This is a genomic window from Pseudomonas sp. FW300-N1A1 (assembly GCF_058789115.1).
In genome coordinates this window covers 14,441-39,786 of record NZ_JBYTBK010000043.1, presented here as the reverse complement: position 1 = coordinate 39,786, position 25,346 = coordinate 14,441, and the positions used below count along the sequence as shown (strand labels likewise).

14 protein-coding genes and 2 pseudogenes (1 of these 16 cut by a window edge) are annotated in these 25,346 nt (G+C 63.8%); 8 read left to right on the top strand and 8 right to left on the bottom strand.

Going from position 1 to position 25,346, the window contains the following annotated elements:
* Positions 1–131 precede the first annotated feature (131 nt).
* A complete protein-coding gene (locus tag AC3WQN_RS22065) occupies positions 132–533 on the bottom strand; it encodes a lysozyme inhibitor LprI family protein (protein ID WP_103401335.1) in 402 nt (133 codons plus the stop codon).
* 71 nt (positions 534–604) lie between these two features.
* Positions 605–1,006 (bottom strand): GFA family protein, encoded by a 402-nt coding sequence (locus AC3WQN_RS22060; protein ID WP_103401334.1) that lies wholly within the window; start codon positions 1,004–1,006, stop codon positions 605–607.
* A 172-nt stretch (positions 1,007–1,178) separates the two neighbouring features.
* Here AC3WQN_RS22060 and AC3WQN_RS22055 point away from each other — a divergent pair, with 172 nt between their 5' ends.
* Positions 1,179–1,637 carry an SRPBCC family protein gene (locus AC3WQN_RS22055; protein ID WP_103401333.1) on the top strand — a complete coding sequence of 153 codons (459 nt, stop codon included), beginning with the start codon at positions 1,179–1,181 and terminating at the stop codon, positions 1,635–1,637.
* Between the two features lie 363 nt (positions 1,638–2,000).
* Here AC3WQN_RS22055 and AC3WQN_RS22050 read toward each other — a convergent pair.
* Positions 2,001–3,325 (bottom strand): annotated as a pseudogene (locus AC3WQN_RS22050) (aminotransferase-like domain-containing protein).
* Between the two features lie 91 nt (positions 3,326–3,416).
* Here AC3WQN_RS22050 and AC3WQN_RS22045 point away from each other — a divergent pair.
* Together AC3WQN_RS22045 and AC3WQN_RS22040 are read left to right on the top strand one after the other, a co-directional pair.
* Positions 3,417–4,046 (top strand): LysE family translocator, encoded by a 630-nt coding sequence (locus tag AC3WQN_RS22045; protein WP_103401332.1) that lies wholly within the window; start codon positions 3,417–3,419, stop codon positions 4,044–4,046.
* A 24-nt stretch (positions 4,047–4,070) separates the two neighbouring features.
* Complete coding sequence (locus AC3WQN_RS22040; RefSeq protein ID WP_103401331.1) at positions 4,071–4,409, top strand: antibiotic biosynthesis monooxygenase family protein; 339 nt, start codon at positions 4,071–4,073, stop codon at positions 4,407–4,409.
* On the opposite strand, the gene inhA is transcribed toward AC3WQN_RS22040, so the two are convergent.
* Positions 4,406–5,098 (bottom strand): isonitrile hydratase, encoded by a 693-nt coding sequence (gene inhA / locus AC3WQN_RS22035; protein WP_103401330.1) that lies wholly within the window; start codon positions 5,096–5,098, stop codon positions 4,406–4,408. The genes AC3WQN_RS22040 and inhA overlap by 4 nt on opposite strands.
* A gap of 109 nt (positions 5,099–5,207) precedes the next feature.
* Here inhA and AC3WQN_RS22030 point away from each other — a divergent pair, with 109 nt between their 5' ends.
* Entirely contained in the window at positions 5,208–6,197 is a 990-nt protein-coding gene (locus AC3WQN_RS22030; RefSeq protein WP_103401329.1) for a GlxA family transcriptional regulator, read from the top strand.
* On the opposite strand, the gene AC3WQN_RS22025 is transcribed toward AC3WQN_RS22030, so the two are convergent.
* From AC3WQN_RS22025 to AC3WQN_RS22010, 4 genes and pseudogenes are all read right to left on the bottom strand, one after another.
* Positions 6,186–6,818: a BRCT domain-containing protein gene (locus tag AC3WQN_RS22025; protein ID WP_103401328.1), complete on the bottom strand. Its 633-nt coding sequence runs from the start codon at positions 6,816–6,818 to the stop codon at positions 6,186–6,188. The two genes, AC3WQN_RS22030 and AC3WQN_RS22025, sit on opposite strands and share 12 nt — an antisense overlap.
* A 5-nt stretch (positions 6,819–6,823) precedes the next feature.
* Complete coding sequence (locus AC3WQN_RS22020; protein WP_103401327.1) at positions 6,824–7,219, bottom strand: hypothetical protein; 396 nt, start codon at positions 7,217–7,219, stop codon at positions 6,824–6,826.
* Between the two features lie 201 nt (positions 7,220–7,420).
* A pseudogene (locus tag AC3WQN_RS22015) lies at positions 7,421–7,507 on the bottom strand (hydrolase); the annotation flags it as partial.
* Positions 7,508–8,110, bottom strand: a complete 603-nt coding sequence (locus tag AC3WQN_RS22010; protein WP_103401326.1) for a TetR/AcrR family transcriptional regulator — start codon at positions 8,108–8,110, stop codon at positions 7,508–7,510. It lies immediately after the preceding pseudogene.
* A 138-nt stretch (positions 8,111–8,248) separates the two neighbouring features.
* Here AC3WQN_RS22010 and AC3WQN_RS22005 point away from each other — a divergent pair, with 138 nt between their 5' ends.
* From AC3WQN_RS22005 to AC3WQN_RS21990, 4 genes are all read left to right on the top strand, one after another.
* Complete coding sequence (locus AC3WQN_RS22005; RefSeq protein WP_095147296.1) at positions 8,249–9,421, top strand: MFS transporter; 1,173 nt, start codon at positions 8,249–8,251, stop codon at positions 9,419–9,421.
* A gap of 71 nt (positions 9,422–9,492) precedes the next feature.
* Positions 9,493–10,227 (top strand): thioesterase II family protein, encoded by a 735-nt coding sequence (locus tag AC3WQN_RS22000; protein WP_103401325.1) that lies wholly within the window; start codon positions 9,493–9,495, stop codon positions 10,225–10,227.
* Positions 10,228–10,504: 277 nt separating this feature from the next.
* Positions 10,505–22,942, top strand: coding sequence for a non-ribosomal peptide synthetase (locus tag AC3WQN_RS21995; protein WP_103401324.1), 12,438 nt, complete (start codon positions 10,505–10,507; stop codon positions 22,940–22,942).
* Positions 22,942–25,346 carry the 5' portion of a non-ribosomal peptide synthetase gene (locus AC3WQN_RS21990; RefSeq protein ID WP_103401323.1) on the top strand. The gene runs 12,670 nt beyond the window's last position, so the window shows 2,405 of its 15,075 coding nt (coding positions 1–2,405); the start codon lies at positions 22,942–22,944; its stop codon lies off the right edge, out of view. The genes AC3WQN_RS21995 and AC3WQN_RS21990 overlap by 1 nt, the downstream gene beginning before the upstream one ends.

The following is a 25,346-nucleotide window of genomic DNA, read 5'->3' as shown; positions in this document are numbered from 1 at the left end:
CCATGTGAGAGTAGGTCATCGTCAAGATTAAATTCCGAAACCCCTATCTGCATCTGCAGGTGGGGGTTTTGTTTTTGCGCGCGAAAAAGTTTCAGCCAAAATAAAGGGCGGCACTCACCGCCAGCCCGGTATCAAGCCCCGGGCACCGGGCAGCCGAGGTCGCCTTCCTGGCACTCGAGGTAGGTCTTGAACACAGCCACCCGCGCCTTGGTCTGCTCGGCCAGGCAACGGCTGTGGATCAGCGGGTAGACACTGCCACCGGCCACCCCGGAGGCGGAGAACCCGCACTCGGCATCACGAAACCCAACCCAGGCGCGTTGTGCACCCACCAGCAGTTTTTTGCTCTCGGGGTTGTCCTTCAGGCGCTCATTGATCTGCTTGTAGAGGCTGTTGAGCTGTTTGTCGGCGCTCTGGTAGTCCTTGGCGGCGCACGCGTTCATCGTGCGCTGGTCGACGGCGTTGGCGCAGTCGTCAGCCTGGGCGCCGAAGGCCAGCAGCAGGGGGGCAAGGGCCAGTAAACACGGTAAGCGCATGGGAGGGCTCGCTTGAGGTCGGGACATTGAGTGGGGGTGATTGAAGAACACTCGTCAGGTCTGCGCAAGCTTCAGGCCGGCCGCCACTGTGCGTGCTCAGGGATCCCTTGATACGCCAGCCACGGCACATCGTGAGTGGTCCAGATGTGCGCCTGTGGCGTCACGCCCGGGTCATCATCCAGGGTGGCCACCCGCACAATCACATGGGGCTGGGCCGGGCGTTCGGCCATCAGCTGTGAGCCGCAGCGCGAGCAAAAATGCCGCAGTTTGCCGGGGGATGACTCGAACGATGTCAGCAGCTCCTGCCCCCTGATCCAGCGAAAATGCTCACGCATGACCCCGGCCGTCGAGGCGAACGCAGCCCCATGCGCCTTGCGGCAGGTGTGGCAATGGCAGTGACTGACGGGCATGTCGAGGCAGTCGAGTTCATAGGCGATGGCCTTGCACAGGCAACTGCCGTGGAGTGTACTCATGGTGTCTTCCTTTACGCGGCTGACGAACGGTCGAAAGCCCACGTTAGCACCGATAACCGGGCGTTGCCCCACGCTGAACGATGATCGCCGGGGCGAGTCGTAAGTGTTGGATGCATCGGCAGGATTGCCCGTTCGGTCGTCCGCGCCTAGTGTTCATCAAAGGAGGTGCCCTATGCACACATCAGATCGCATCGAAAGAAAGATCCTGCTCAGGGTTCCACGCTCGAAAGTCTGGCGGGCCCTGGCCAATGCCGAGTCCTTTGGCCAGTGGTTTGGCGTCGCACTGGGCGGCAAGCGTTTCGTGGCGGGCGAGCGTACCCAGGGGAAAATCACTTACCCGGGCTATGAGCACCTGGTCTGGGACGTGGAGGTGATGAGAGTCGAGCCGGAGCGGGTGCTTGCGTTTCGCTGGCATCCTTATGCGGTGGAGCCCGCGGTGGATTATTCCTCGGAACCCACCACCCTGGTGTTGTTCGAACTCGAAGACATGGACGGCGGCACGTTGCTGCGGGTCATTGAGTCAGGTTTCGACAACATCCCGGCAGAGCGTCGCCTCAAGGCGTTCCGTATGGACAGCCGTGGCTGGGAGGAGCAAATGAACAATATCGAGACGTACCTTGCCACCCACTGATACCCCGCATGCCCCATCATCCGTTATCAATGGGGTCGCGATTTCGCGACCCCGGTATCCTCTTTCGGCGTGAGCCCATCCTCTGCAATCGATCCGGTGTGTTTCCAGCGGCCAGCGGCGCTGGAGGACAGCTGGCGGCAAGGTTTTTCGCAATGTTTCTATAGCGAATGTCTTACACGCAATGCTAACTATGTCGTCTATTGCGCTTTGGATCCCAAGGGTATTCTTGCTCCATCAACTGAGCACAGGATGTACTCAGGGTCATGGATGATCGGCCATATGCAAGGAACGCATCGACAGGATGTCGTCATGGTCTTGAAAACCCGCTTCGGCGGGTTTTTTTATGGGCGCGATAAAGCCGCTTCACACCTCGACCACCTCCCGCAGCATCTCCAGTGCCTGCTCGAGTGCTGCCATGCCGATCGAACCCATCGCGACGCGCAATGCGTGGGGGACATGTTCGGTAGTGGCAAAGGGTTCGGCGCTGGTCACCATCACGCCGTTACGCGCCAGGTCGGCGACCACGGTGTCGGCGCGCAAGCCTTCGGGTAATTTCAGCCAGAAATAGTAGGACGACGGGTGAGCCATCAGCTCGCTGTGACGCAGGATCCGCCTCGCCAGTGTTTGTCGATGCCGGGCGTCCCGGCGCTTTTGTTCTTCGAGGTCATCGACCACGCCGCTGTCGATCCAGCGACAGGCCAGCGCGACGGTCAGCGACGGGGTGCTCCAGCTCGACACCCGAATCGCCTGCTCCAGTGCGGGTATCAGTGTTCTGGAGGCAACGATGAACCCGACACGCAAACCCGACGCGACGCTTTTTGACAGGCCTCCGATGTACACCGTGCGTTCCGGCGCCAGCTGAACAGGGGTTTGGGTGCCGGTTCCGCGAGAAAGGCATAGGCACCGTCTTCAATGATCAGAAACCCATGGCGCTCGGCCAACTGCACCAGGCGCAGCCGGTCGGCGTGGGGCATGACGGTCCCCAGCGGATTGTGCAGGGTCGGCATGGTATAGACGGCGCGAACCGGACGGCGTTGGCACAGCGCTTCGAGGGCGTCGAGGTCCGTGTGTCCGGCGACTTGCGGCAGGGTTTCCAGGTCCAGGCGATGGACCTGGGCGAGGGTTTTCAGGCCGGGGTAGGTGAGGGCATCTAGGGCCAGCACATCACCCGGCTTGAGCAGCGCCAGCAAGGTCACGGCCAGGCCCTGTTGGGCACCATTGACGATCAGCACCTGATCACCGGCGACCCGAATCTCCCGGTTGCGCAAATGCCGGGCGGCGGTTTGCCGCTCATGGGGGCGACCGCCCTGGGGCGGCGAATGCAGCAGGGCGTCGAGGTCGCCGGACGCGGCAATCGCCCTCAGCCCTTCGCGCAGCAGCTCGGCCTGGCCGGGCACCGAAGGGTAATTGAAGGTCAGGTCCACCGCCCCCGAGCTCAATGGCTGTTGTTCCAGGCCCAGGCCGCGAGGCAGGGTGTTGTCACGCACGAAGGTGCCGCGCCCGGTTTCACCGACCACCAGGCCACTGGCTTCCAGTTCGTTGTAGACCCGTAGCGCGGTGGCCAGGGCGATACGCTCGCGACTCATCAGCGCGCGAATGGTCGGCAGTTGCATGCCGGGTGACAGTTCACCGCTGTGGATTTGCCGGGCGAACTCATCGACCAGGCGTTTATAGCGTATACGGGCCATGGTTTTCCGTTGGTTTGTATCTAGATCAATTTTTTGTTTGTATCAGATCGACGGCCTAATCTACAGCCTTTGCAGACTGAGTGCAGGCGCCATGATTGACCTTGCCAGCTTATGGATCTTTGTCGGTGCAGTGATGCTGCTGCTCCTGTCGCCGGGACCGAACATGGCGTTTTTCATCAGCCATGGCGTCAGTTACGGCTGGCGCGGTGGCGTGGCCTCGGGGCTGGGGATTGGCCTGGCGGACCTGCTGCTCACGGCGCTGACAGCCGCGGGCATCACGACCCTCGTCGCCCACTGGCCACCGGCCTTCGAATTGATTCGTTATGCCGGGGTGGCCTACCTGCTGTGGCTGGCGTTCAAGGCCCTGCACACGTCGTCGACCGTCAGCGGCTCGCCGGTCACCCTGGTGCCGCTAAAAACCGTCCTGCTGCGGGCCATGTTCAACAGCCTGCTCAACCCCAAGGCCTTGCTGTTTTTCATGGTCTTCCTGCCGCAATTCGTGCGCCCGGAATACGGACCCATCGCGATACAACTGATGATGCTGGGCGTGGTGCTGAGCCTGGTCGGCGCTGTGTTTCACAGTGTGCTGGGAGTCTTCGGCGGCGCTCTGAGTCGACGTTTTTCGACCCATGGCCCCTTCGTTCGTCTTCAGTCACTGGGCCTGGCCGTGGTGCTGGTGCTGCTGGCCATCCGCCTGGCGTTGATGACGCCCACGCCCTGAATCATTGATCAACAAGGAGTCCACATGTACATCGCCGCCTTCATCTACAAACCCGGGCAACGGGACGAAGAATTCAAGCGCTTGAGCGCGCTGATTGACGAGGTCGCCATCAGCCTTCCGGGGTTTGTCGGCACCCAGTCCTGGTGTTCGGCCGATGGCGAACTGGTCAACGCCAGTTACTACTGGCAGGACGAAGCCTCGATCCGCGCCTTCGCCACTCACCCGCGCCACCTGGAGGCCAAGCGTCAATACCGCAAGTGGTACGCGGGCTATCAGGTGGTGATCTCCAGGGTGGAGCGGGCCTATGGCGATGGCACAGTCAGCTCATTCGTAGCCAATGACCGACACGCCAGTCACACTTAGGCTTGGGCTTTGTCGAGCCTGGCCGCGGCGCGCTCGGTGATCTGCCGGCGTTGATGCAACGCATCGGCCACTCGCAGTTGGGCCTGTTCCAGTACGCGCTTGGGCGCGGTGAGCGGGTCGCCCGAGCTGAAGGGTGGTGCTGGTGCGTATTCGAGTTGCAACTGCAGCAACTGCGCGACGTCGTCGCCATACAACTCGGCTGCCAGCGTCAGGGCAAAGTCGATGCCGGCCGTGATCCCGCCACCGGTCAGCAGATTGCCGTCGCGAACCACCCGGTCCTTCACCGCAATCGCCCCCAGCGGGCTCAACAAGTCGTGATACGCCCAGTGGGTGGTCGCCCGCTTGCCCTTGAGCAACCCGGCGGCGCCGAGTACCAGGGCCCCGGTGCATACCGAGGTGACATAGCGGGCCTTGGCGGCCTTGGCCTGAATGAACGCCAGGGTCTGCGGGTCTTCCATCAACGGGCCAACGCCGCTGCCACCGGGAATGCAAATCACATCCAGGTCCGGGCAGTCATCGAAGGAGGTGGTCGGCTTGAGGACCAGGCCGGTGCTGGCCGTCACGGGGATCAGGTCTTTCCAGATCAAATGCACCTTCACGTCCGGCAGCGAGGCCAGCACATCGTAGGGACCGGTCAGGTCCAGTTGCTGCACCTGGGGGAACAACAGAAAACCAATCTGCAACGTCATGACGCTCTCTCCTGAGTCTGCACACACTCACCCGGCATGGGTGGACGGTTTGACTGTAAGCCCGTAGGATTTGGCGTATACGCCAATAAGCCCTCGAATCACGCCAATCATGTCGAACTCGCCGAAAACCATTCATGTGCTGGCCTTCGCCAATGTGCAATTGCTGGATGTCACCGGGCCGTTGCAGGTGTTTGCCACGGCCAATGACATCGCCGCCCAGCAAGGGTTGCCGCCACCCTATGCGCCGACGGTGATTGCCGCCGGGGGCGGGGCGGTGCGGTCTTCGGCGGGGTTGGCCATGTTCGCCGAACCCTTGCCGGAGCAACCCTCTGACACCCTGATCATCGCCGGTGGCTGGGGGACATACGCGGCGGCGCAAGACAGTGGCCTGGTCCACTGGGTGCGTCAGCAGGCGGCGGTGTCGCGGCGCGTGGCGTCGGTGTGCACGGGGGCGTTTTTGCTGGCCGCCAGCGGCTGGCTCGACGGCCGTCGGGTGGTCACGCACTGGACGCGGTGCGAGCAACTGGCGCAGCAGTATCCGCGCCTGCGGGTCGAGCCGAATCCGATTTTCATCAACGACGGCCCGGTCTGGACTTCAGCCGGGGTCACGGCCGGCATCGACCTCTCGCTGGCGCTGGTGGAAGCAGACCTGGGGCGGGCCATGGCGCTGGACGTGGCGCGGCAACTGGTGGTGTTCCTCAAGCGCCCGGGCGGTCAATCCCAGTTCAGCGTCACCCTGGACCTGCAACGGCAAGGTAGTCGGTTTGACGAACTGCACACCTGGATCGCCGAGAACCTCACTCTGGACCTCGGCCTACCGGCGCTGGCGCTGCAAGCCGGCATGAGCGAACGCAGTTTCATCCGCCACTACCGCGCCGATACCGGCCAGACCCCGGCGCGGGCCATCGAGCAGATCCGCGTCGAAACCGCCCGCCGCCTGCTGGGCGACACGATCGTGCCAATCAAGCGGATCGCAACGCAATGCGGCTTTGGCAGCGAAGAAACCCTGCGCCGCAGTTTCCTGCGGGCCATGGGCGTGACACCGCAGGCGTATCGGGAGCGGTTTTCAAGAGAGTGCGTGGGGGAGTCAGGCGAATAACATTTTCTGCCAGTGCTCTTCGCTGATGATCGCAATCGACGTGCCACTCTCCCGGAGCTCCACGGCCCTTTTGATCTTGGTGCCGTAGCTGCTATGCAACCATTGATCATTGCCGATGCTGCCGACGATCAGATAGTGGACCTTCTTGCTGACAGAGCCACCAATCAATCCGCCGCGTTCGAGAATCAGGGACTCACAGTCTTTGCGCGGGCCATAGGCCATGACCCCGGTAAAGAGAAATACCCGGTCAACCCAGCTGAGAATGGGGGGAGGATTGTTCAAGGGAAGGCTGGGGGGAGCGGTGAAGGTTTGAGCCGAACCGATGGGAAGGCCGGCGAACTGATGCAGCATCTCCAAGAGTTCTGCTGACTCATCAGCATCCAGAACCCCATCGCTGAGCATGCTGGCGAGGCGTTTGTAGAGGAGGTTGACGACCGGATCGCTCAAGTGGACCAGATGGGTTTCGATCCAGTTCTTGAGAAACTCGGCTTCCTGTTGGTTGATTGCTCCATCGGCAGCGAGTCCGGCGGTGATGCCGACCAACGCATCGGCTGATCGGCGATCTATCCGCGCTTCGTGAAAGAAAGCGCTGTTCTGAAACTCCTCATGCAAATCCACCATGGGTCTTACTCCTGGGTTTCCATTTCCGCCATCTCATTGATGTACTTCGAACGATCCGGGGTAAACGTCACGACCATCCGGGTTCTGGAGCAGGTCAATTCGTGTTCCTGGGTCAGGTCGACATCCAGGGACTCACCGCGCAGGCCCTGCCATTGGGCGAGGTATTTGAGGGAACCGTACTTTTCGCGCTTTTTCAGGCTGCGGCTGACGCCACCTTTCCAGCCCAATACCGGGAGTTCACCGGCCAGGCAGCGCTGGGCCAGCTCGGGAAACCTGGCGGCGCGTTCGCGGCCGATTTCCCAGCATTTGATCAGGCCTTTGTCCTCGGCTTCCCAGAGTTGGTCCCGGGTCAGGCCGGTGCGCGGTGGTGTGTCGATGCTGCGATGGATGCGTTGGCTCATTCGGATTCCTTGAATTCGGGTTTTTGTTGCACAGCTCCGCTGTACCCGTTGAAGGCCGATCTTATGAGGGTAGGTGAGTACTGGCAACAAGGCATTTGCGCTGATCCAGCCCTGTCGATCCGCGATAGTTGTTTAAGGACCGTAGGGTGCTGGAGCGGTCTTTTCAGCTAGCCCTGAAGGCTGTGCATGGCCAGGGAGCCGTCAAAGCTCGGCGCTGCTCACCACATGCCTGAAGTGATGCCGCCACAAATCGGTGCCCAGCTTGCCGGAGCGATCCAGGGATGAGCCCTACTTGCCCACGGGCGCATGGTTGCGCAACCCCCGCAACAACACCTCCAGGCCCTGTAACGCTTCGTGCAATCGCTCTGCCGGGGCATCGTCGCGCGCGATCCACAGCGCCGCCTGTACCAGGCTGCCATTGATCAGGCGCGCCAGGGCCTCGGGTGGGGCGGGGGTGATGAAGTGATGTTCCATCAAGTGCTCGAGCAAGCGCTTCAGGGTAGCCACACAGTCGTGTTGCAGGCTCAGCGTCAGGTCACCCAGCACGGCGGGGGCGTCCAGCAACAGGATGCGCTGGATTTCGTGTTCCTGGGCCATGTACAGATAGGCCGTGCAACGCTGGCAGAACCCGCTCCATGGGTCGCCGGCACTGGCAGAGATGGCGTCGAGGCGGGCGTCCATTTCACTGTCGATCTGCGCGACCACGGCCGCCAGCAAGCCCTTTTTGTCGCCGAAATGGTGATACAGCGCACCGCGCGTCAGGCCGACCTGGGCGGTGAAGTCGTCCATTGAGGTATTGCCATAGCCTTGGGTGCCGAAGGCGTGGCGGGCGCTGGTGATCAGTTTGGCGCGGGTCTGTTCAATCATTTTGGCGCGTGGTTGCTGGCCCATGGTGTCCCTCGAAACGATCCTGCGGTTTGACATACGCTGCGTATGTTTGCATGATTTCAGACATACGTATCGTATGTGATTTTAATGCACGGAGGCTTTATGGCAAGTTGCACCCCCCAAGGAGAGGCAAGACCCCCGATGGCAAACCCTTATTCGGTGTTATTCAAGGCCCCGGGCAGCCGGGCCTTTGTGCTGGCCGGGATGCTCGCGCGCATGCCGATCTCCATGACCGGCATCGGCCTGATCACCATGCTCGCGCAACTGCAGGGCGGCTACACGCTGGCCGGCTCGGTGGCGGCGACCTTCGCCCTGGCCACGGCGTTTTGCGCGCCGCAGGTGTCACGGATGGTCGACCGCTTCGGTCAGGGCCGGGTGCTGCCCGTCGCGGCGTTGGTCGGCGGCGGTGCGCTGTTATTACTGTTGCTGTGCACCCGTCTGCAGGCCCCCCAGTGGACGCTGTTTGTGTTCGCCGCACTGGCCGGTTGCATGCCGAGCATGTCGGCGATGGTGCGGGCGCGCTGGACCGAGATCTATCGTGGTCAACCCGAGTTGCAAACCGCCTATGCGTTGGAGTCGGTGCTCGATGAGGTGTGCTTTATCGTCGGCCCGCCGCTGTCGGTGGGCTTGTGCGTGGTGGTGTTTCCCGAGGCCGGGCCGTTGGCGGCGTTGCTGGCGCTGGCCATCGGCGTGACGGCGTTCGTGCTGCAACGCAGCACCGAGCCGGCCATTCACCCCCATGATCGGGAGCAGCCAGGCTCGGCCATTGCTTCGCTGGAAGTGCGCTTGCTGATCCTGCTGATGATCGCCCTGGGCACCATCGTGGGGGTGATCGACGTGGTCAGCGTGGCCTTCGCCCAGCAGCAGGGGCAGCCGGCGGCGGCGAGTATCGTGCTCTCCGTGTACGCCATCGGTTCGTGCCTGGCGGGCCTGGCGTTCGGGGCGTTGAAATTCGACGTGCCGCTGCCGCGCCTGTTTCTGTATGGCGGGGTGGCGACCGCGGTGACCACGCTGCCGTTGCTGCTGGCGAGCAATATCTTCGGGCTGGCGCTGGCGATGTTTGTTTCCGGACTGTTTTTTGCTCCGACGCTGATTGTGGCCATGGCCTTGGTGGAGCGCATCGTACCGCCGGCCAAACTCACCGAAGGCCTGACCTGGCTGGTCACCGGCCTGAGTATTGGCGTGGCCATCGGCGCGGCGGGTTCCGGCTGGCTGGTGGATGCCTTTGGCGCCCGCAGCGGTTTCTGGCTGGCGATTGCGGCCGGTGTCGTGGTGCTGGGTGCGGCGGTGCAGAGCTTTCGCCGACTGGCCTGAGCGGTTGCGACTAATTTGCTCCGGGCATCATCCGTTCCCCTTACAGACAACCTGTATGTGAGGGAAATGCGGTGACCCAGCTGACATTGCTGTGCCTGCCTTATTCGGGCGCCAGCGCCATGGTCTACAGCCGCTGGCGGCGTACGCTGCCGGACTGGCTGCAGGTCAGGCCAGTGGAGCTGCCGGGACGCGGCGCGCGGTTCGACGAGCCGTTGCAGACCGACATGCGTGCGCTAGCACAGCAATTGGCCCGCGAACAACGCACGACCCTGAAGGCGCCTTATGCCTTGTTCGGTCATAGCCTGGGTGCCTTGCTGGCCTGTGAAATGGCCCATGCCTTGCGCACCCTGGGCGTGCCGGAACCGGTAGCGCTGTTTGCCTCCGGGACAGCCGCACCGACCTTGCGCTCGGACTATGACCGTGGCTTCGCCGAACCCAGGACCGACGCCCAATTGATCGAGCAGCTACGCAGCCTGCAAGGCACCAGCGAAGAGGTGCTGGGCAACGAAGAACTGATGAGCCTGACCCTGCCGATCCTGCGCGCCGACTTTCTGTTGTGCGGGCGTTTTGCCCCCGTTGAACGCCCGCTGCTCAAGTGCCCGGTCCACGTGTTCGGTGGCAAGAACGACCGCGCCACCCCCGAACAATTGATCGGCTGGAGCAAGGAAACCCTGGGCAGCTTCTCGGTGGACATGCTCGCGGGCGGGCACTTCTTCATTCATGAGCAAGAAGCCAGGGTGCTGCGCGCGGTGAAGAATCACCTGGAAATCCATCATCGGCGCCATGCCAGGGTGGCGGTGGGTTAGCCCTGGCTTCACCGTGGCGAGGGAGCGGGCTCCCGTCGGCCGGTCCGCGTTCGGGGCGACGCCGCCCTGAGCTCGTTCATGCCATCGAGGTGACTGATTTCAGGGCTGCTCCGCACCCCAGCGGGAGCAAGCTCCCTCGCCACGAAAAACACCCCAGCTCACTACTTTTTGTCCTTTTTTGATACTTATTCTCATTCGTTAATTTTTCCTGTCTGCATTCGTTTTATAGGGATCACGTGCCTTTGTGCTTCCTGTTTACTGATCCGGATGCTGAGAAATGAATGCTGAAGACTCCTTGAAACTTGCTCGCCGGTTTATCGGGTTGCCTCTGGAAAAGCGCCAGATGTTCCTGGCTGCGCTTCACAAGGAAGGCGTGGAGTTCTCCCGGTTGCCGATTCCGGCAGGCGTCGAGGCCGAGGATCGCCAGGCGTTGTCTTACGCCCAGCAGCGCATGTGGTTTCTCTGGCACCTGGATCCTCACAGTGGCGCCTACAACCTGCCGGCTGCGGTGCGCCTCACCGGGCGCTTGAATGAACAGGCCCTGGAGCAAGCCTTCGCCAGCCTGGTGGCCCGTCACGAAACCCTGCGCACCGTGTTCCAGCAACAACCCGACGACAGCCTGCTACAAGTCCCGTTGTACCAGCCGCTGGACATCGAGCGTGTCGACCTGTGCGCCTTGCCCGCGCACGAGCGTGAAGCGCAGGTCAGATTCGACGCCCAGAAGCAATCGTTGTTGCCGTTCGACCTGGCCAACGGCCCGCTGTTGCGCGTGCGCCTGCTGAAGCTGGCCGAGCAGGAACACGTGCTGTTGTTGACCCTGCATCACATCGTTTCCGATGGCTGGTCGATGAATGTGCTGATCGACGAGTTCTGCCGTTTCTATGACGCCCATGATCAGGGGCAACCGGCTGAACTGGCGCCGTTGCCGGTGCAGTACAGCGACTACGCCTTGTGGCAACGGCGCTGGCTGGAAGCGGGCGAGCAGCAGCGCCAGCTCGATTACTGGCTGGCGCAGTTGGGGGACGAGCACCCGGTGCTGGAATTGCCCGCCGATCATCCGCGCCCGGTGCTGCCGAGCAACCTCGGTCGGCGCGTCGAGCAGATGATAGACACCGCGTTGGCCGATGCCCTGCGTGGCGTGGCCCGGCAGCATGGGGTCACCCTGTTCATGCTGCTGCTGGGCACCTTCAACATCCTCTTGCATCGCTACACCGGCCAGACCGACCTGCGCATCGGCGTGCCGATCGCCAACCGCAATCGCGGTGAAGTCGAAGGGCTGATCGGCTTTTTCGTCAACACTCAGGTCCTGCGTGTGCAACTGGATGGGCAGACCCGTCTCGGCGATCTGCTGGCCAGCCTCAAGGAAACTGCCCTCGGTGCCCAGGCCCACCAGGACCTGCCGTTCGAGCGCCTGGTCGAGGCGCTGAAACTCGAACGTAGCCTGAGCGTCAACCCGCTGTTCCAGGTGATGTACAACCACCAGCCGGAAGTCGCCGACGTCACCACGCTGAAGGTCGGCTCCGGCCTGGAACTGGGGGTGATCGAGTGGGAAAGCCGCAGCACCCAGTTCGACCTGAGCCTGGACACCTATGAAAAGGCCGGGCAGTTGCACGCGGCGTTCACCTACGCCAGCGACCTGTTCGAACCGGCCACCATCGAGCGCCTGGCACAGCACTGGACTCACTTGCTGCGCCGAATCGTCGACGATCCCCGGCAGCGGGTGGGCGATATCGCGTTGCTGAGCGTCGAGGAGTATCGACTGCTGGTCGAAGGCTGGGGGCGCCACGATACGACTTACCCCAGCCAACGCTGCGTGCATGAGCTGTTCGAAGACCAGGCGCAGCAGATGCCCGACGCCGTGGCGTTGATCTGCGAGGGACAGCAGCTGACCTACGGCCAGCTCAACGCACGGGCCAACCGCTTGGCGCGGACTCTTGTGGCGCGGGGCGTCGGCCCCGAACACCCGGTGGGCGTTGCACTGGAGCGCGGCCTGGAACTGGTGGTCGGTCTGCTGGCGGTGCTCAAGGCGGGTGGTGCCTACGTGCCGCTGGACCCTCAATACCCACGTGATCGCCTGCAATGCATGATCGAAGACAGCGCCTGTCATCTGGTGTTGAGTCAGCACGCTCTGCTTGAGCGCCTGCCGATTCCGGCGGGAGTGAACGGCCTGTGCCTGGACGGCGATGAGGCCTGGGGCAACACCGACTCGCGCAATCTGAATGTCCCGCTGTCCGCCAGCAACCTGGCCTATGTCATGTTCACCTCCGGTTCCACCGGCCGGCCTAAGGGCGTGGCCATCAGTCATGGAGCCTTGAGCAAGCACGCGTTCGCCTCTGTGCACTATTACGGCCTGAGTGCCAGCGACTGCGCCCTGCAGTTCGCCACCTTCAACTTCGATGCCTTTGGCGAGCAACTGTTCGGGCCGCTGATCTGTGGTGCCTCGGTGGTGCTGCGGGGGAACGAGGTTTGGGACAGCGAAACCCTGTACCGGCAGATCATCGAGCAGCGGATCACGGTCATGGACCTGACCACCGCCTACTGGAACATGGTGGCCAAGGAATTTGCCGCCGTCGGCCCCCGCGACTACGCCGCGTTGCGCCAGGTGCACAGCGGTGGCGAGGCAATGCCGCCTGAAGGCGTGCTGGCCTGGCGTCAGGCCGGGCTGGCGCACGTGAAACTGCTCAACACCTACGGCCCCACCGAGGCCACCGTCACGGCCACCACCTTCGATTGCAGGGAGTACCTGTCCGGCGCACAGCCGTTGCCGCTGACCTTGCCCATCGGCCGGGCGCTGCCGGGACGACACACTTATGTACTGGACGACAACGGCCTGCCCGCCCCGGTCGGAGTGGTGGGCGAGTTGATGATCGGCGGCGAGTTGCTGGCCCGGGGGTATTTTCAACGACCGCAGCTGACGGCCGAACGCTTTATCCCCGACCCGTTTTCCACGACGGGCGCGCGCCTGTATCGCACCGGCGACCTGGCGCGTTTCAACGCCCACGGGGTGATCGAGTACGTTGGCCGTGTCGACCACCAGGTGAAAATTCGCGGTTTCCGAATCGAGCTGGGCGAAGTCGAGGCGCGCCTGCTGGAGCAGGCCCGGGTGCACGAAGCGATCGTGCTGGCGGTGCAGGGTGCCAGCAGCTTGCAACTGGTGGCGTACCTGGTGCCCACGGACAAGACGTTGGTTGATGCATCGGCCGAGGTCCAGGGCGAGTTGCGCGAAGCGATCAAGGCCGGGCTCAAGGATTGCCTGCCGGACTACATGGTGCCGGCGCACCTGGTGTTCCTCGACCACTTGCCCCTGAGCCCCAACGGCAAACTGGACCGCAAGGCCCTTCCTGCGCTGGAGGCCAGCCAGATCCAACAGGCCTTCGTGGCCCCCCGCAGTGTACTGGAACAGACCCTCGCGGCGATCTGGCAGGACGTGCTCAAGCTGGAGCAGGTCGGCCTGACCGACAACTTCTTCGAGCTGGGCGGTGACTCGATCATCTCCATTCAAGTGGTCAGCCGTGCGCGGCAGGCCGGGATCCATTTCAGCGCCCGCGACCTGTTCCAGCACCAGACGGTCCAGGGGCTGGCGGCGGTGGCGCGTTCGGGCGATGGGGTTGTGGCCATCGATCAGGGCCCGGTGACCGGTGCGCTGCCGTTGTTGCCGATCCAGCAATTGTTCTTCGAGGACGCCATCCCCGAGCGTCACCACTGGAACCAGGCGGTGCTGTTGCGTCCCCATGAACCGTTGCAAGCACCGCACTTGACCCAGGCCTTGCAGGCCTTGGTCAGCCATCACGATGGTTTGCGCACCTGTTTCCAGGAGACCGCGCAAGGTTGGCAGGCGTCCGTGCCGGCTGGTGTGCTCGATGCCACCGAGCTGTTGTGGACCTGTGAAGGCGTGGCCGTCGATGAGCTGCAAGCGCTGTACACCGAGGCCCAGCGCAGCCTCGACCTGAAACGCGGACCCCTGTTGCGCGCGGTGCTGGTGACCTTGGTCGATGGCAGCCAGCGCCTGTTGCTCGCGGTGCATCACCTGGTGGTGGACGGCGTGTCCTGGCGGATTCTGCTGGAAGATCTGCAAGCGGCGTATCAGCGGGCGCAACAAGGCATCGCAGTGCAGCTGCCGGCGAAAACCCACGCCTACAAGGTTTGGGCCGAGCGCTTGCAGGCCCATGCTGCGACGCAAGCCGTGCAGAACGAACTGCCTTACTGGGCCGCGCAACTGAGCGCTATGGCTGACCTGCCTTGTGATCAGCCGCAGGGCAGCCTGCAAAGCCGTCATGCCCGGGTCGCCCACAGTCGCCTCGATAAAGCCTTCACCCGGCAGCTGTTGCAGCAGGCCCCTGCTGCGTACCGCACCCAGGTCAACGACCTGCTGCTGACCGCGCTGGCCCGGGTCGTCGGGCGCTGGACCGGCCACGCCGACACGCTGATTCAGCTCGAAGGCCACGGCCGCGAGGAGCTGTTCGACGACATCGACCTGACCCGCACGGTGGGCTGGTTCACCAGCCTGTATCCGCTGCGCCTGACGCCCGCCGACTCGCTGTCGGACAGCCTCAAGCAGGTCAAGGAGCAACTGCGCGGCGTGCCGCACAAAGGCATTGGCTTTGGTCTGTTGCGGGCGCACGACCACTTGAAAGGGCTGGCCGTGCCGCGCATCACCTTCAATTACCTGGGACAGTTCGACGGCAGCTTCGACGCCGATGAGGGCGCGCTGTTCAGGCCTGCCGGTGAGCGTGCCGGTGCCGAGCAAAGCCTCGAAGCGCCGCTGGACAACTGGCTGAGTGTCGAGGGACAGGTGTATGACGGCGAACTGGACCTGCGCTGGACCTTCAGCACGCAGATGTTCAATGACACCACCATCACGCGCCTGGCCGATGACTACACCGGCGAACTGCAAGCGCTGATCAGCCATTGCTGCCTGCCGCAGACCATGGGCGTCACGCCGTCGGACTTCCCGCTGGCGCTGCTTGATCAGGTTCAACTGGATGCTATCCAGGTCCCGGCGGCCGAGATCGAAGATATCTACCCGCTGTCGCCGATGCAGCAGGGCATGCTGTTCCATACCCTGTACGAACAGGTCAGCGGGACTTACATCAACCAGTTGTGCGTGGATGTCGACGGTCTCGACACCGAGGTTTTTTGCGCCGCCTGGCAAGCCACCGTCGATGTCCATGAAATCCTGCGCAGCGGTTTCCTCTGGCAGGACGGTGGGCAGCAACCGCTGCAAATCATTCATCGCCGGCTGGCGTTGCCTTATGTGCTGCTCGACTGGCGCGAACACCCGGACAGCGCCCGGGCGCTCAAGGACTTCGCCGCCGCCGACCTGGCCCGGGGCTTCGACCTGGCGCAGGCGGGGCTGCTGCGCCTGACCCTGATCCGCACCGCTGAACTGCGTCATCACCTGATCTTCAGCAACCACCACATACTCATGGATGGCTGGAGCAGTGCGCAGATGCTCGGCGAGGTCCTCCAGCGCTACAGCGGCCTGTCGCCGGCCCGTCCTCAGGGGCGTTATCGCGATTACATCCAGTGGCTGCACCGTCAGGATCCGGTCGTCAGCGAAGCCTTCTGGCGCAAACAACTGGCCGACCTGCAAGAGCCGACCCTGCTGGCGGCGACCGTTCGCGAGCCAGTCAGCGAGACCGGACATGGGCTGCACCATGACCAACTGGACGCGGCCCGCACCCAGCGCGTGAACCGCTTTGCCCGGCAGCACAAGGTGACGCTCAACACCGTGGTCCAGGCAGCCTGGCTGCTGCTGTTGCAGCGTTACACCGCTAGCCCGTGCGTGGCATTCGGGACCACGGTGGCCGGGCGGCCGGCCGAGTTGCCGGGGATCGAACAACAGGTTGGTCTGTTCATCAACACCTTACCGGTGATCGCCGGTTCCCACCCCGAGCAGACGGTGGCGGCCTGGCTGGCCGCGGTACAGGCGCAGAACCTCAGCCTGCGCGAGTTCGAGCACACGCCGCTGGCGAACATCCAGCGCTGGGCCGGGCAGGGCGGTGAGTCGCTGTTCGACACCTTGCTGGTGTTTGAAAACTTCCCAATCGCCCAAGCCTTGCAACAGGGCACGGCCCAAGGCGTGGTGTTCGGGGAGGTGGTCAACCAGGACCGGACCCATTACCCGCTGACCCTTGGCGTGACACTGGGGGAAACCCTGGCGCTGCACCTGAGTTTCGACCGGGCGCATTTCAGCGCGGTCGCCATCGAACGCATCAGCGCTCATCTGTTGCACTTGATCGAGCGATTTGCCGACTCGGCCGAACAACCCCTGGGGGACATCGCCCTGGTCAATGCCCAGGAGCAGGCTGAACAACGGGCCAACAACCTGCCGCAGCCGTATCCGGTCGATATCGCCGTGCACCAGCGTTTTGCCCAATGGGCCAGCGAACAGCCGGAGCGCACCGCGGTGATTTTCGCCGGCCAGCGTTTCAGTTTCGGTGAGCTGGATCAGCGCGCCAACCAACTGGCCCATGCGCTGATCGCCCGGGGCGTTGGCCCGGAAGTGCGGGTGGGTGTTGCCTTGCCCCGCAGTGAGGGGCTGATTGTCGCCTTGCTGGCGGTGCTCAAGGCCGGCGGCGCCTATGTGCCGCTGGACACCGGTTACCCGCGTGAGCGCCTGGCGTACCTGATCCGGGATGCAGGCCTGGCGCTGTTGCTCAGCGATTCGAGTGTGTCGGCGCAACTGCCGATCGAAGGTGCATTGACTGTGCTGGAACTGGACCGTCTGGACCTCAAGGCCCACGCCCTGACGGAGCCTCAGGTGGCGCTGCACCCGCACAACCTGGCGTATGTGATTTACACCTCCGGTTCCACCGGCCACCCCAAGGGTGTGAGTGTGGCCCATGGTCCGCTGGCGATGCATTGCCTGGCCATCGGCGAGCGCTATGAGATGCAGGCCAGCGACTGCGAATTCCACTTCATGTCGTTCGCTTTCGACGGTGCCCATGAGCGCTGGCTGACCAGCCTGACCCACGGTGCGTCGCTGCTGATCCGCGATGACAGCCTGTGGACCCCGGAGCAGACCTACAACGCCATGCGCGAGTATGGCATCACGGTGGCAGCGTTCCCGCCGGTCTACCTGCAACAACTGGCCGAACACGCCGAACGGGTCGGCAACCCGCCGCCGGTACGCATCTACTGCTTTGGTGGCGATGCGGTGCCCACGGCCAGTTTCGAGCGGGTCAAGCGCGCGCTGAACCCGCAGTACATCATCAACGGCTACGGCCCGACCGAAACCGTGGTCACGCCACTGATCTGGAAGGCCGGTCGCGACCAGGCGTGCGGTGCCGCCTACGCACCGATCGGCAGCCGGATTGGCGATCGCAGCGCCTACGTGCTGGACGCCGACCTCAACCTGCTGCCCCAAGGCATGGCCGGTGAACTGTACCTGGGTGGCAGTGGCCTGGCCCGGGGTTACCTGAACCGTCCGGGCCTGAGTGCCGAGCGTTTTGTCGCCGACCCGTTCAGCACCACCGGCGGCCTGCTGTACCGCACTGGCGACCGGGTTCGCCAGCGTGTCGACGGTACCTTCGACTACCTGGAACGCATCGACAACCAGGTGAAGATTCGCGGTTTCCGGATTGAACTGGGCGAAGTCGAAGCCTGCCTGCAAACCCTCGAAGGGGTGCGCGAGGCGGTGGTGGTCGCCCGGGAAGGTGGCAGTGGCAAGCGCCTGGTGGCCTACGTGGTGGCAGATGATGTGAGCGTGCAACGGGCCGGCTTTGCCGAAGCCCTGCGCGAACAGCTCAAGGCCAGCTTGCCGGCGCACATGGTCCCGGCCTACCTGCTGTTGCTCGACAGCCTGCCGCTGACGCCCAACGGCAAGCTCGACCGCAAGAACCTGCCGCAACCCGATCTCAGTCAGTTGCAGCAGGCCTATGTGGCACCGCGCAGTGAACTGGAACAGCAACTGGCGGCGATCTGGCAGGACGTGCTGAAGCTGGACCGGGTCGGTCTGGCCGACAACTTCTTTGAATTGGGCGGCGACTCGATCATCTCGATTCAAGTGGTCAGCCGCGCCCGTCAGGCCGGCCTGCGATTCACCCCTAAAGACCTGTTCCAGCACCAGACCCTCCAGGCGCTGGCCGGCGTGGTACGTACCGGTGAACCGTTGCAGGCCATCGACCAGTCCCCGGTGACAGGCGAAACCGCGCTGCTGCCGGTGCACCAGGTATTCTTCGCCCAAGCGATTCCCGATCGTCATCACTGGAACCAGTCGGTGATGCTCAAGCCTACGCAAACCCTGGCGCCCGAGCCCCTGGAGCAGGCCTTGCAGGCCTTGATCGTGCATCACGACAGCTTGCGCCTGGGGTTTGCCCAACCGTCCGGGGACTGGTCGGCGCACTACCGCGATATCGACGCCCTGCAGGCACTGTGGTTGCGTGAGCCGGTGCTGTGGCAAGCCAATGTCGCGGACCTGGCCGCCCTCGAAGCCTTGGGTAACCAGGCCCAGCGCAGCCTTGAACTGCAAGGCGGTGCACTGATGCGCGCCGTGCTGGCGACCCTGGCGGACGGCACGCAGCGCTTGCTGTTGATCGTTCACCACCTGGTGGTGGACGGCGTGTCCTGGCGGATTATCTTCGAAGACCTGCAAGCGGCTTACCGCCAACGCCTGGCTGGTGAGTCCGTACACTTGCCAGCCAAGACCAGCGCCGTCAAAGCCTGGGCCGAGCAGTTGCAACAGTACGCCACCAGTGCGTCGTTGCAGGCGGAGCTGGCTTACTGGCAGCAGCAATTGCAGGGCGCGCCAGTGGCATTGCCCTGCGACAACCCGAACGGTGGCCAACAGCACCAACAGGCGCTGTGCATCCGCAGCCAGCTGGATAAACACCTGACCCGCCAGTTGCTGCAAGAAGCTCCGGCGGCTTATCGCACCCAGGTCAACGACCTGTTGCTCACCGCCCTGGCGCGGGTGATGGTGCGCTGGACTGGCGACGACAGTGTTCTGGTGCAGCTCGAAGGCCATGGTCGCGAGGACCTGTTCGAACACATCGACCTGACCCGCACCGTGGGCTGGTTCACCAGCCTGTTCCCGGCACGCCTGTCGCCGATGGCGGAGCTGGGCGCGTCCCTTAAGCAGATCAAGGAGCAACTGCGAGCCATTCCGAACAAGGGTATTGGCTTTGGTGCGCTGGCGCACCTGGGGGACGCGACTGCGCGCAACGCATTGGCCGGGTTGCCGGTGCCGCGCCTGACCTTCAACTACCTGGGTCAGTTCGACGGCAGCTTTGCCGAGGCCGACGGTGCGTTGTTCGTGCCGACCACCGAGGCCGGTGGCGAGGAGCTGAACCTGCAAGGGCCGCTGGGTAACCCGCTGGCACTGGACAGCAAGGTGTTCGGCGGCGAGCTGAGCCTGAGCTGGACCTTCAGTGGCGAGATGTTCTCCCCAGCCACCATCCAGCGCCTGGCCGATGACTACCAGAACGAGCTGACCGTCCTGATCGGCCATTGCTGCGGCCGCCAGTCTCACGGTGTCACGCCATCGGACTTCCCGCTGGCCCGACTGACCCAGCAGCAACTGGACAACTTGCCGCTGCCGGCCCAGGCCATCGACGATCTGTACCCGCTGTCACCGATGCAGCAGGGCATGCTGTTCCACTCGTTGCTGGAACAGGGCAATGGCGACTACATCAACCAGATGCGCCTGGACGTCGACGGTCTCGATCCGCAGGCTTTCCGTCAGGCCTGGCAGGCGGTGGTCGACGCCCATGACATCCTGCGCAGCGGCTTCTTCTGGCAGGGCGATCTCGAACACCCGGTGCAGGTGGTGTATCGCCAGGTCGAGGTGCCGTTCACGGTGCTCGACTGGCGCGGACGTGACGCGCTGGACGCAGCCTTGCAGACCCTGGCCGACGAAGAACGTGCCCAGGGCCTGGACCTGAACCAGGCGCCCCTGTTGCGCCTGGTGCTGGTGCGCACCGCCGAGCATCGCCACCACCTGATCTACACCAACCACCACATCCTGATGGATGGCTGGAGCAACGCCCAGTTGCTGGGCGAAGTGTTGCAGCGCTATCGAGGTGAAACGGTGGCGCGCCACCCCGGACGTTATCGCGACTACATCGCCTGGTTGCAACAGCAGGACGTCGCCGTCAGCCAAGCGTTCTGGACCCCGGCCCTGCAGCAACTGGAAGAGCCGACGCGCCTGGCCGATGCATTGCCGCTGCCGGCGCCGGCAGAGGTCGGCGGCTACGGCGATCACTATCAAGTGCTCGACGTCACCCAGACCCGTCGCCTGAGCGAGTTTGCCCGCCAGGCCAAAGTCACCGTCAATACCCTGGTGCAAGCGGCGTGGTTGCTGCTGTTGCAGCGCTACACCGGCAAACGCACCGTGGCCTTCGGGGCGACCGTGGCCGGGCGTCCGGCAGACGTGCCGGACAGCGAGCAACAGATCGGGCTGTTCATCAACACCTTGCCGGTGATCGCCAGCCCGGATCCGCAGCAAACGCTGAGCAGTTGGCTGCAAACCGTGCAGACCCAGAACCTGGCTCTGCGCGAGTTCGAGCACACGGTGCTGTCCGATCTGCAACGCTGGGCCGGGCAGGGCGGCGAAGCCCTGTTCGACAGCATTCTGGTGTTCGAGAACTACCCGATTTCCGCAGCCCTGGAGCAAGGCGCACCCCAAGGGCTGCACTTCGGCCCAGTGACTACCCATGAGCAGACCAACTACCCGTTGACCTTGCTGGTCAGCCTGGATGCCCAACTCTCGGTGCACTTGAGCTACCAACGAGCGCGTTTCGCGGCGGGCAGCGTGGCGCAACTGGGGCGCCACCTGGCGCAGCTGTTGACCGGGATGGCCGAGCACCCCGAGCGTTGCCTGAGTGACTGGCTGTTGCTGGACGCCGCCGAGCAGCGCACGGCCGTGCTGGAGTGGAACCCGCCGTTTGAGGACGTCAAGCCGACAGGCTGCGTGCATCAGTTGATTGCCGGGCAAGCGTTGGCCACGCCCGATGCGCTGGCGGTGACCTTCGGTCTCAAGCAACTGACGTACGCCGAACTCGACGCTCGGGCCAACCAGGTCGCGCACCGGTTGATCGCCCTGGGGGTTGGCCCGGAAGTGCGGGTCGGCGTGGCGATGCAACGCTCTGACAGTCTGTTGGTGGCCTTGCTGGCGGTGCTCAAGGCCGGGGGCGTCTATGTGCCGCTGGACCCGGACTACCCGGCCGAGCGCGTGGCCTACATGCTCGAAGACAGTCATGCACGGGTACTGCTGACCGAAGCCGGCATCGCCGCCAGCCTGCCGGTGCCGGCGGGCACTGAGGTGCTGCTGATGGAGCACGCGTCGTCATGGCTGGGTGGCATGCCCGACACGGCGCCCGTGACCGCAGTGTCGCCGGACAACCTGGCCTACGTGATCTACACCTCCGGCTCCACCGGCCAACCCAAGGGCGTGGCGATCACCCATCGAAACGTGCTGGCGCTGATCGACTGGTCGCACTCGGTCTATAGCCGCGACGACATCCAGGGCGTACTGGCCTCCACCTCGGTGTGCTTCGACCTGTCGGTGTGGGAGCTGTTCGTGACCCTGGCCAATGGCGGCTCACTGATCATCGCGCGCAATGCCCTGGAATTGCCGCAGCTACCGGCGCGTGATCAGGTGCGCCTGATCAACACCGTGCCGTCGGCCATTGCGGCCTTGCAGCGCACCGGGCAGATCCCGCCGAGCGTGCGCATCATCAACCTGGCCGGCGAGCCGTTGAAACAGTCGTTGGTGGATGCCTTGTACGAGTCGCCGACGCTGGAGCACGTCTTCGACCTGTACGGCCCATCGGAAGACACCACCTATTCCACCTGGACCCGGCGCGAGGCCTTGGCCCAGGCCAATATCGGCCGGGCGATCAAGCACTCCGCCGGCTATGTGCTGGACACCGACCTGCAGCTGGTGCCGCAGGGGGTATCGGCCGAGTTGTACCTGGCCGGCGGCGGCATCACCCGGGGGTACCTGGCGCGTCCTGGCATGACCGCCGAGAAGTTCGTGCCCAACCCGTTCGCCAGCAATGGCGAGCGCATGTACCGCACCTGCGACCTGACCCGCCAGCGCCAGGACGGTGTGCTCGAGTACCGCGGGCGCATGGACCATCAGGTGAAGGTCCGCGGCTACCGCATCGAACTGGGGGAAATTGAAGCGCGCCTGCTGCATCAGCCAGCGGTGAGCGAAGTGGCGGTGCTGGCGCAGGAGGTGCTGGGCAGTCAGCAACTGGTGGCCTATGTGGTCGCCCCGCAGTTGGATCTGAGTGCCAGCGATGAGCAACGCCCCCTGCGTGATGCGCTCAAGGCCGGGCTCAGGGAACACCTGCCCGATTACATGGTGCCGGCGTACCTGGTGTTCCTCGAACAGCTGCCGTTGACCCCCAACGGCAAGCTCGACCGCAAGGCGCTGCCGGCAGTGGATGCCAGCCAACTGCAGGCCGGTTACCTCGCCCCCCGCAGCGAGCTTGAACAGCAGGTGGCGAGCATCTGGCAACAGGTGCTCAAGCTTGAGCGCGTGGGCCTGAACGATCACTTCTTCGAACTGGGCGGCCACTCCTTGCTGGCCGTCAATGTGGTGTCGCGCCTGGCCCTTGAACGGGGCCTCACGCTGACCCCGCAACTGCTATTCCAGCACCCGACCCTGGGTGAATTCGTTGCCCGTCTGGACACCACCGACGGGCCCGTCAATGAACAGAAACTGAGCAAGCTAGAAGCCCTGCTTGACGAAATGGAGGAAGTCTAATGGACACGAGTGTTGCTTTGAGGATTGCCAAGCGCTTTATCACTCTGCCGCTGGACAAACGCAAACTGTACCTGGAGAAGATGCTCGAAGAGGGCGTCTCCCCGGCAAACCTGCCGATCCCCGAGGTGCAGTCCGGCTTCGACGCGATCCCGTTGTCCTATGCCCAGGAACGCCAGTGGTTCCTCTGGCAGATGGACCCCCACAGCAGCGCGTATCACATCCCCAGCGCCTTGCGCCTCAAAGGCATGCTGGACGTCGCCGCGCTGGAACGCAGTTTCAACGCGGTGGTTGCGCGCCATCAAAGTCTGCGCACCACCTTTGCCGAGCAGGGCGAACAACGGGTGCAGGTGATTCACGCGCAGATGCCGTTGAGCATTGCGTGCCAGACAGTGCCTGCCGGTCTTGAGTCGTCGCAGGTCGAGGCCCGCATCAAGGCCTTCGTCGACGGTGAAACCCATCGCCCGTTCGACCTCACGTGCGGCCCGTTGCTGCGCGTGGCGCTGCTGCAGGTCGACGAACACGACCACGTGCTGGCGCTGATCCAGCACCACATCATCTCCGATGGCTGGTCGATGCAAGTGATGGTTGGCGAACTGATCCAGCATTACGCCGCCGACACCACTGGCCAGCCCCTGACCTTGCCCGAGCTGTCGGTGCAGTACGCCGACTATGCGATCTGGCAACGCCACTGGCTGGAGGCCGGTGAGCGTGAGCGGCAACTGGCCTACTGGACCGCCACCCTGGGCGGCGAGGACAGCGTGCTGGAGTTGCCCATCGATCACCCGCGCCCGGCGGTGCAAAGCTATCGCGGTGCGCGCCTGGACCTGAACCTGCCGGCCGAGCTCAGCGCCGGCCTCAAGCAACTGGCCCAGCGTGAAGGCAGCAGCCTGTTCATGCTGCTACTGGCCTCGTTCCAGGCGTTGCTGCACCGCTACAGCGGTCAATCGCAGATTCGCGTCGGGGTACCGGTGGCTAACCGCAACCGGGTGGAAACCGAAGGCCTGATCGGCTTTTTCGTCAACACCCAGGTGCTCAGCGCCGAGGTTCACGGGCAGCAGCGCTTTGACCAGTTGCTGGCCCAGGTCAAACAGTCGGCGCTGGCGGCCCAGGCCCATCAGGACCTGCCGTTCGAACAGTTGATCGAAGCCCTGCAACCGGAACGCAGCCTGAGCCACAGCCCGCTGTTCCAGGTGATGTACAACCACCAGGCGGTCAACGACCAGGCCCAACGGCAAAGCCAGGTGCAACTGCCACAGCTGAATGTCGAGGACATTGTCTGGGAAGGGCGCACCGCCCAGTACGACCTGACCCTGGGCACTTACGAGTCGAGCGACGGCATCGCCGCCGAACTGGCCTACGCCACCGACCTATTCACCCCGGCCACCGTCGAACGCCTGGCGCGGCACTGGCAGAATGTGCTGCGCGCTATCGTTGCCAACCCGACCCAGCGCATCGGCGAATTGCCGCTGCTCGATGCCACCGAACACAGCCATCTGCAACAGGATTGGCAGCGCGTCACCGACCACGGCGCGCCAGCGGCCGGTGTCCATCAGCGCATCGCTGCCCAGGCCCGGTTGACGCCGGAAGCCATTGCGCTGATCGTCGGCGACGACACTTTGACCTACGAGCAACTGGAGTGCCGCGCCAACCCGCTGGCCCATAAGCTGATCGAGCAGGGCGTAGGGCCGGACGTGCTGGTGGGGATCGCCGTCGAGCGCAGCGTCGACATGATTGTCGGCCTGCTGGCGATCCTCAAGGCCGGTGGTGCCTACGTACCGCTGGACCCGGCGTACCCCGAGGATCGACTGGCCTATATGATCGAAGACAGTGGCATCGAACTGCTGCTGACCCAGGCCCATGTGCAGGCGCAACTGCCGATTCCGGCCACACTCGCCATGCTGGTGCTGGATCAGCCGGGGGACTGGCTGCAAGGCTATCCGCAGTCCAGCCCAACGGTAGCAGTGGATGAGCAGCACCTGGCGTATGTGATCTACACCTCCGGCTCCACCGGAAAACCCAAGGGGGTGATGGTGCGTCACGGCGCACTGTTCAACTTCGTCGCCAGCATGGTCGGTCAGCCCGGCATCATGGCCTGCGACCGCATGTTGTCGCTGACCACGTTCTCCTTCGACATTTTCGGCCTGGAGATCTATGGGCCGTTGCTGGCCGGCGCCAGTGTGGTGCTGACCGGCAAGGACGTGCACCAGGACCCGCAGGCAGTGCTGCAATTGATTCGGCGCTGGGCGGTGACGGTGTTGCAAGCCACGCCTTCGACCTGGCGCATGCTGCTCGACAGCGACGACGCGGCGTTGCTGGCCGGGCGCACGCTCCTGTGTGGCGGTGAAGCATTGCCGCAGGAGCTGGCGCAACGCATGCTGGCGCTGACGCCCAAGGTCTGGAACCT

Coding starts and splice junctions, on each gene's coding strand:
- AC3WQN_RS22020 (WP_103401327.1), bottom strand. CDS start 7,219: ATGAGCCAACGCATCCATCGCAGCATCGACACACCACCGCGCACCGGC.
- AC3WQN_RS22055 (WP_103401333.1), top strand. CDS start 1,179: ATGCACACATCAGATCGCATCGAAAGAAAGATCCTGCTCAGGGTTCCA.
- AC3WQN_RS22025 (WP_103401328.1), bottom strand. CDS start 6,818: ATGGTGGATTTGCATGAGGAGTTTCAGAACAGCGCTTTCTTTCACGAA.
- inhA (WP_103401330.1), bottom strand. CDS start 5,098: ATGACGTTGCAGATTGGTTTTCTGTTGTTCCCCCAGGTGCAGCAACTG.
- AC3WQN_RS22005 (WP_095147296.1), top strand. CDS start 8,249: ATGGCAAACCCTTATTCGGTGTTATTCAAGGCCCCGGGCAGCCGGGCC.
- AC3WQN_RS22045 (WP_103401332.1), top strand. CDS start 3,417: ATGATTGACCTTGCCAGCTTATGGATCTTTGTCGGTGCAGTGATGCTG.
- AC3WQN_RS22030 (WP_103401329.1), top strand. CDS start 5,208: ATGTCGAACTCGCCGAAAACCATTCATGTGCTGGCCTTCGCCAATGTG.
- AC3WQN_RS22010 (WP_103401326.1), bottom strand. CDS start 8,110: ATGGGCCAGCAACCACGCGCCAAAATGATTGAACAGACCCGCGCCAAA.
- AC3WQN_RS22040 (WP_103401331.1), top strand. CDS start 4,071: ATGTACATCGCCGCCTTCATCTACAAACCCGGGCAACGGGACGAAGAA.
- AC3WQN_RS22065 (WP_103401335.1), bottom strand. CDS start 533: ATGCGCTTACCGTGTTTACTGGCCCTTGCCCCCCTGCTGCTGGCCTTC.
- AC3WQN_RS22060 (WP_103401334.1), bottom strand. CDS start 1,006: ATGAGTACACTCCACGGCAGTTGCCTGTGCAAGGCCATCGCCTATGAA.
- AC3WQN_RS21995 (WP_103401324.1), top strand. CDS start 10,505: ATGAATGCTGAAGACTCCTTGAAACTTGCTCGCCGGTTTATCGGGTTG.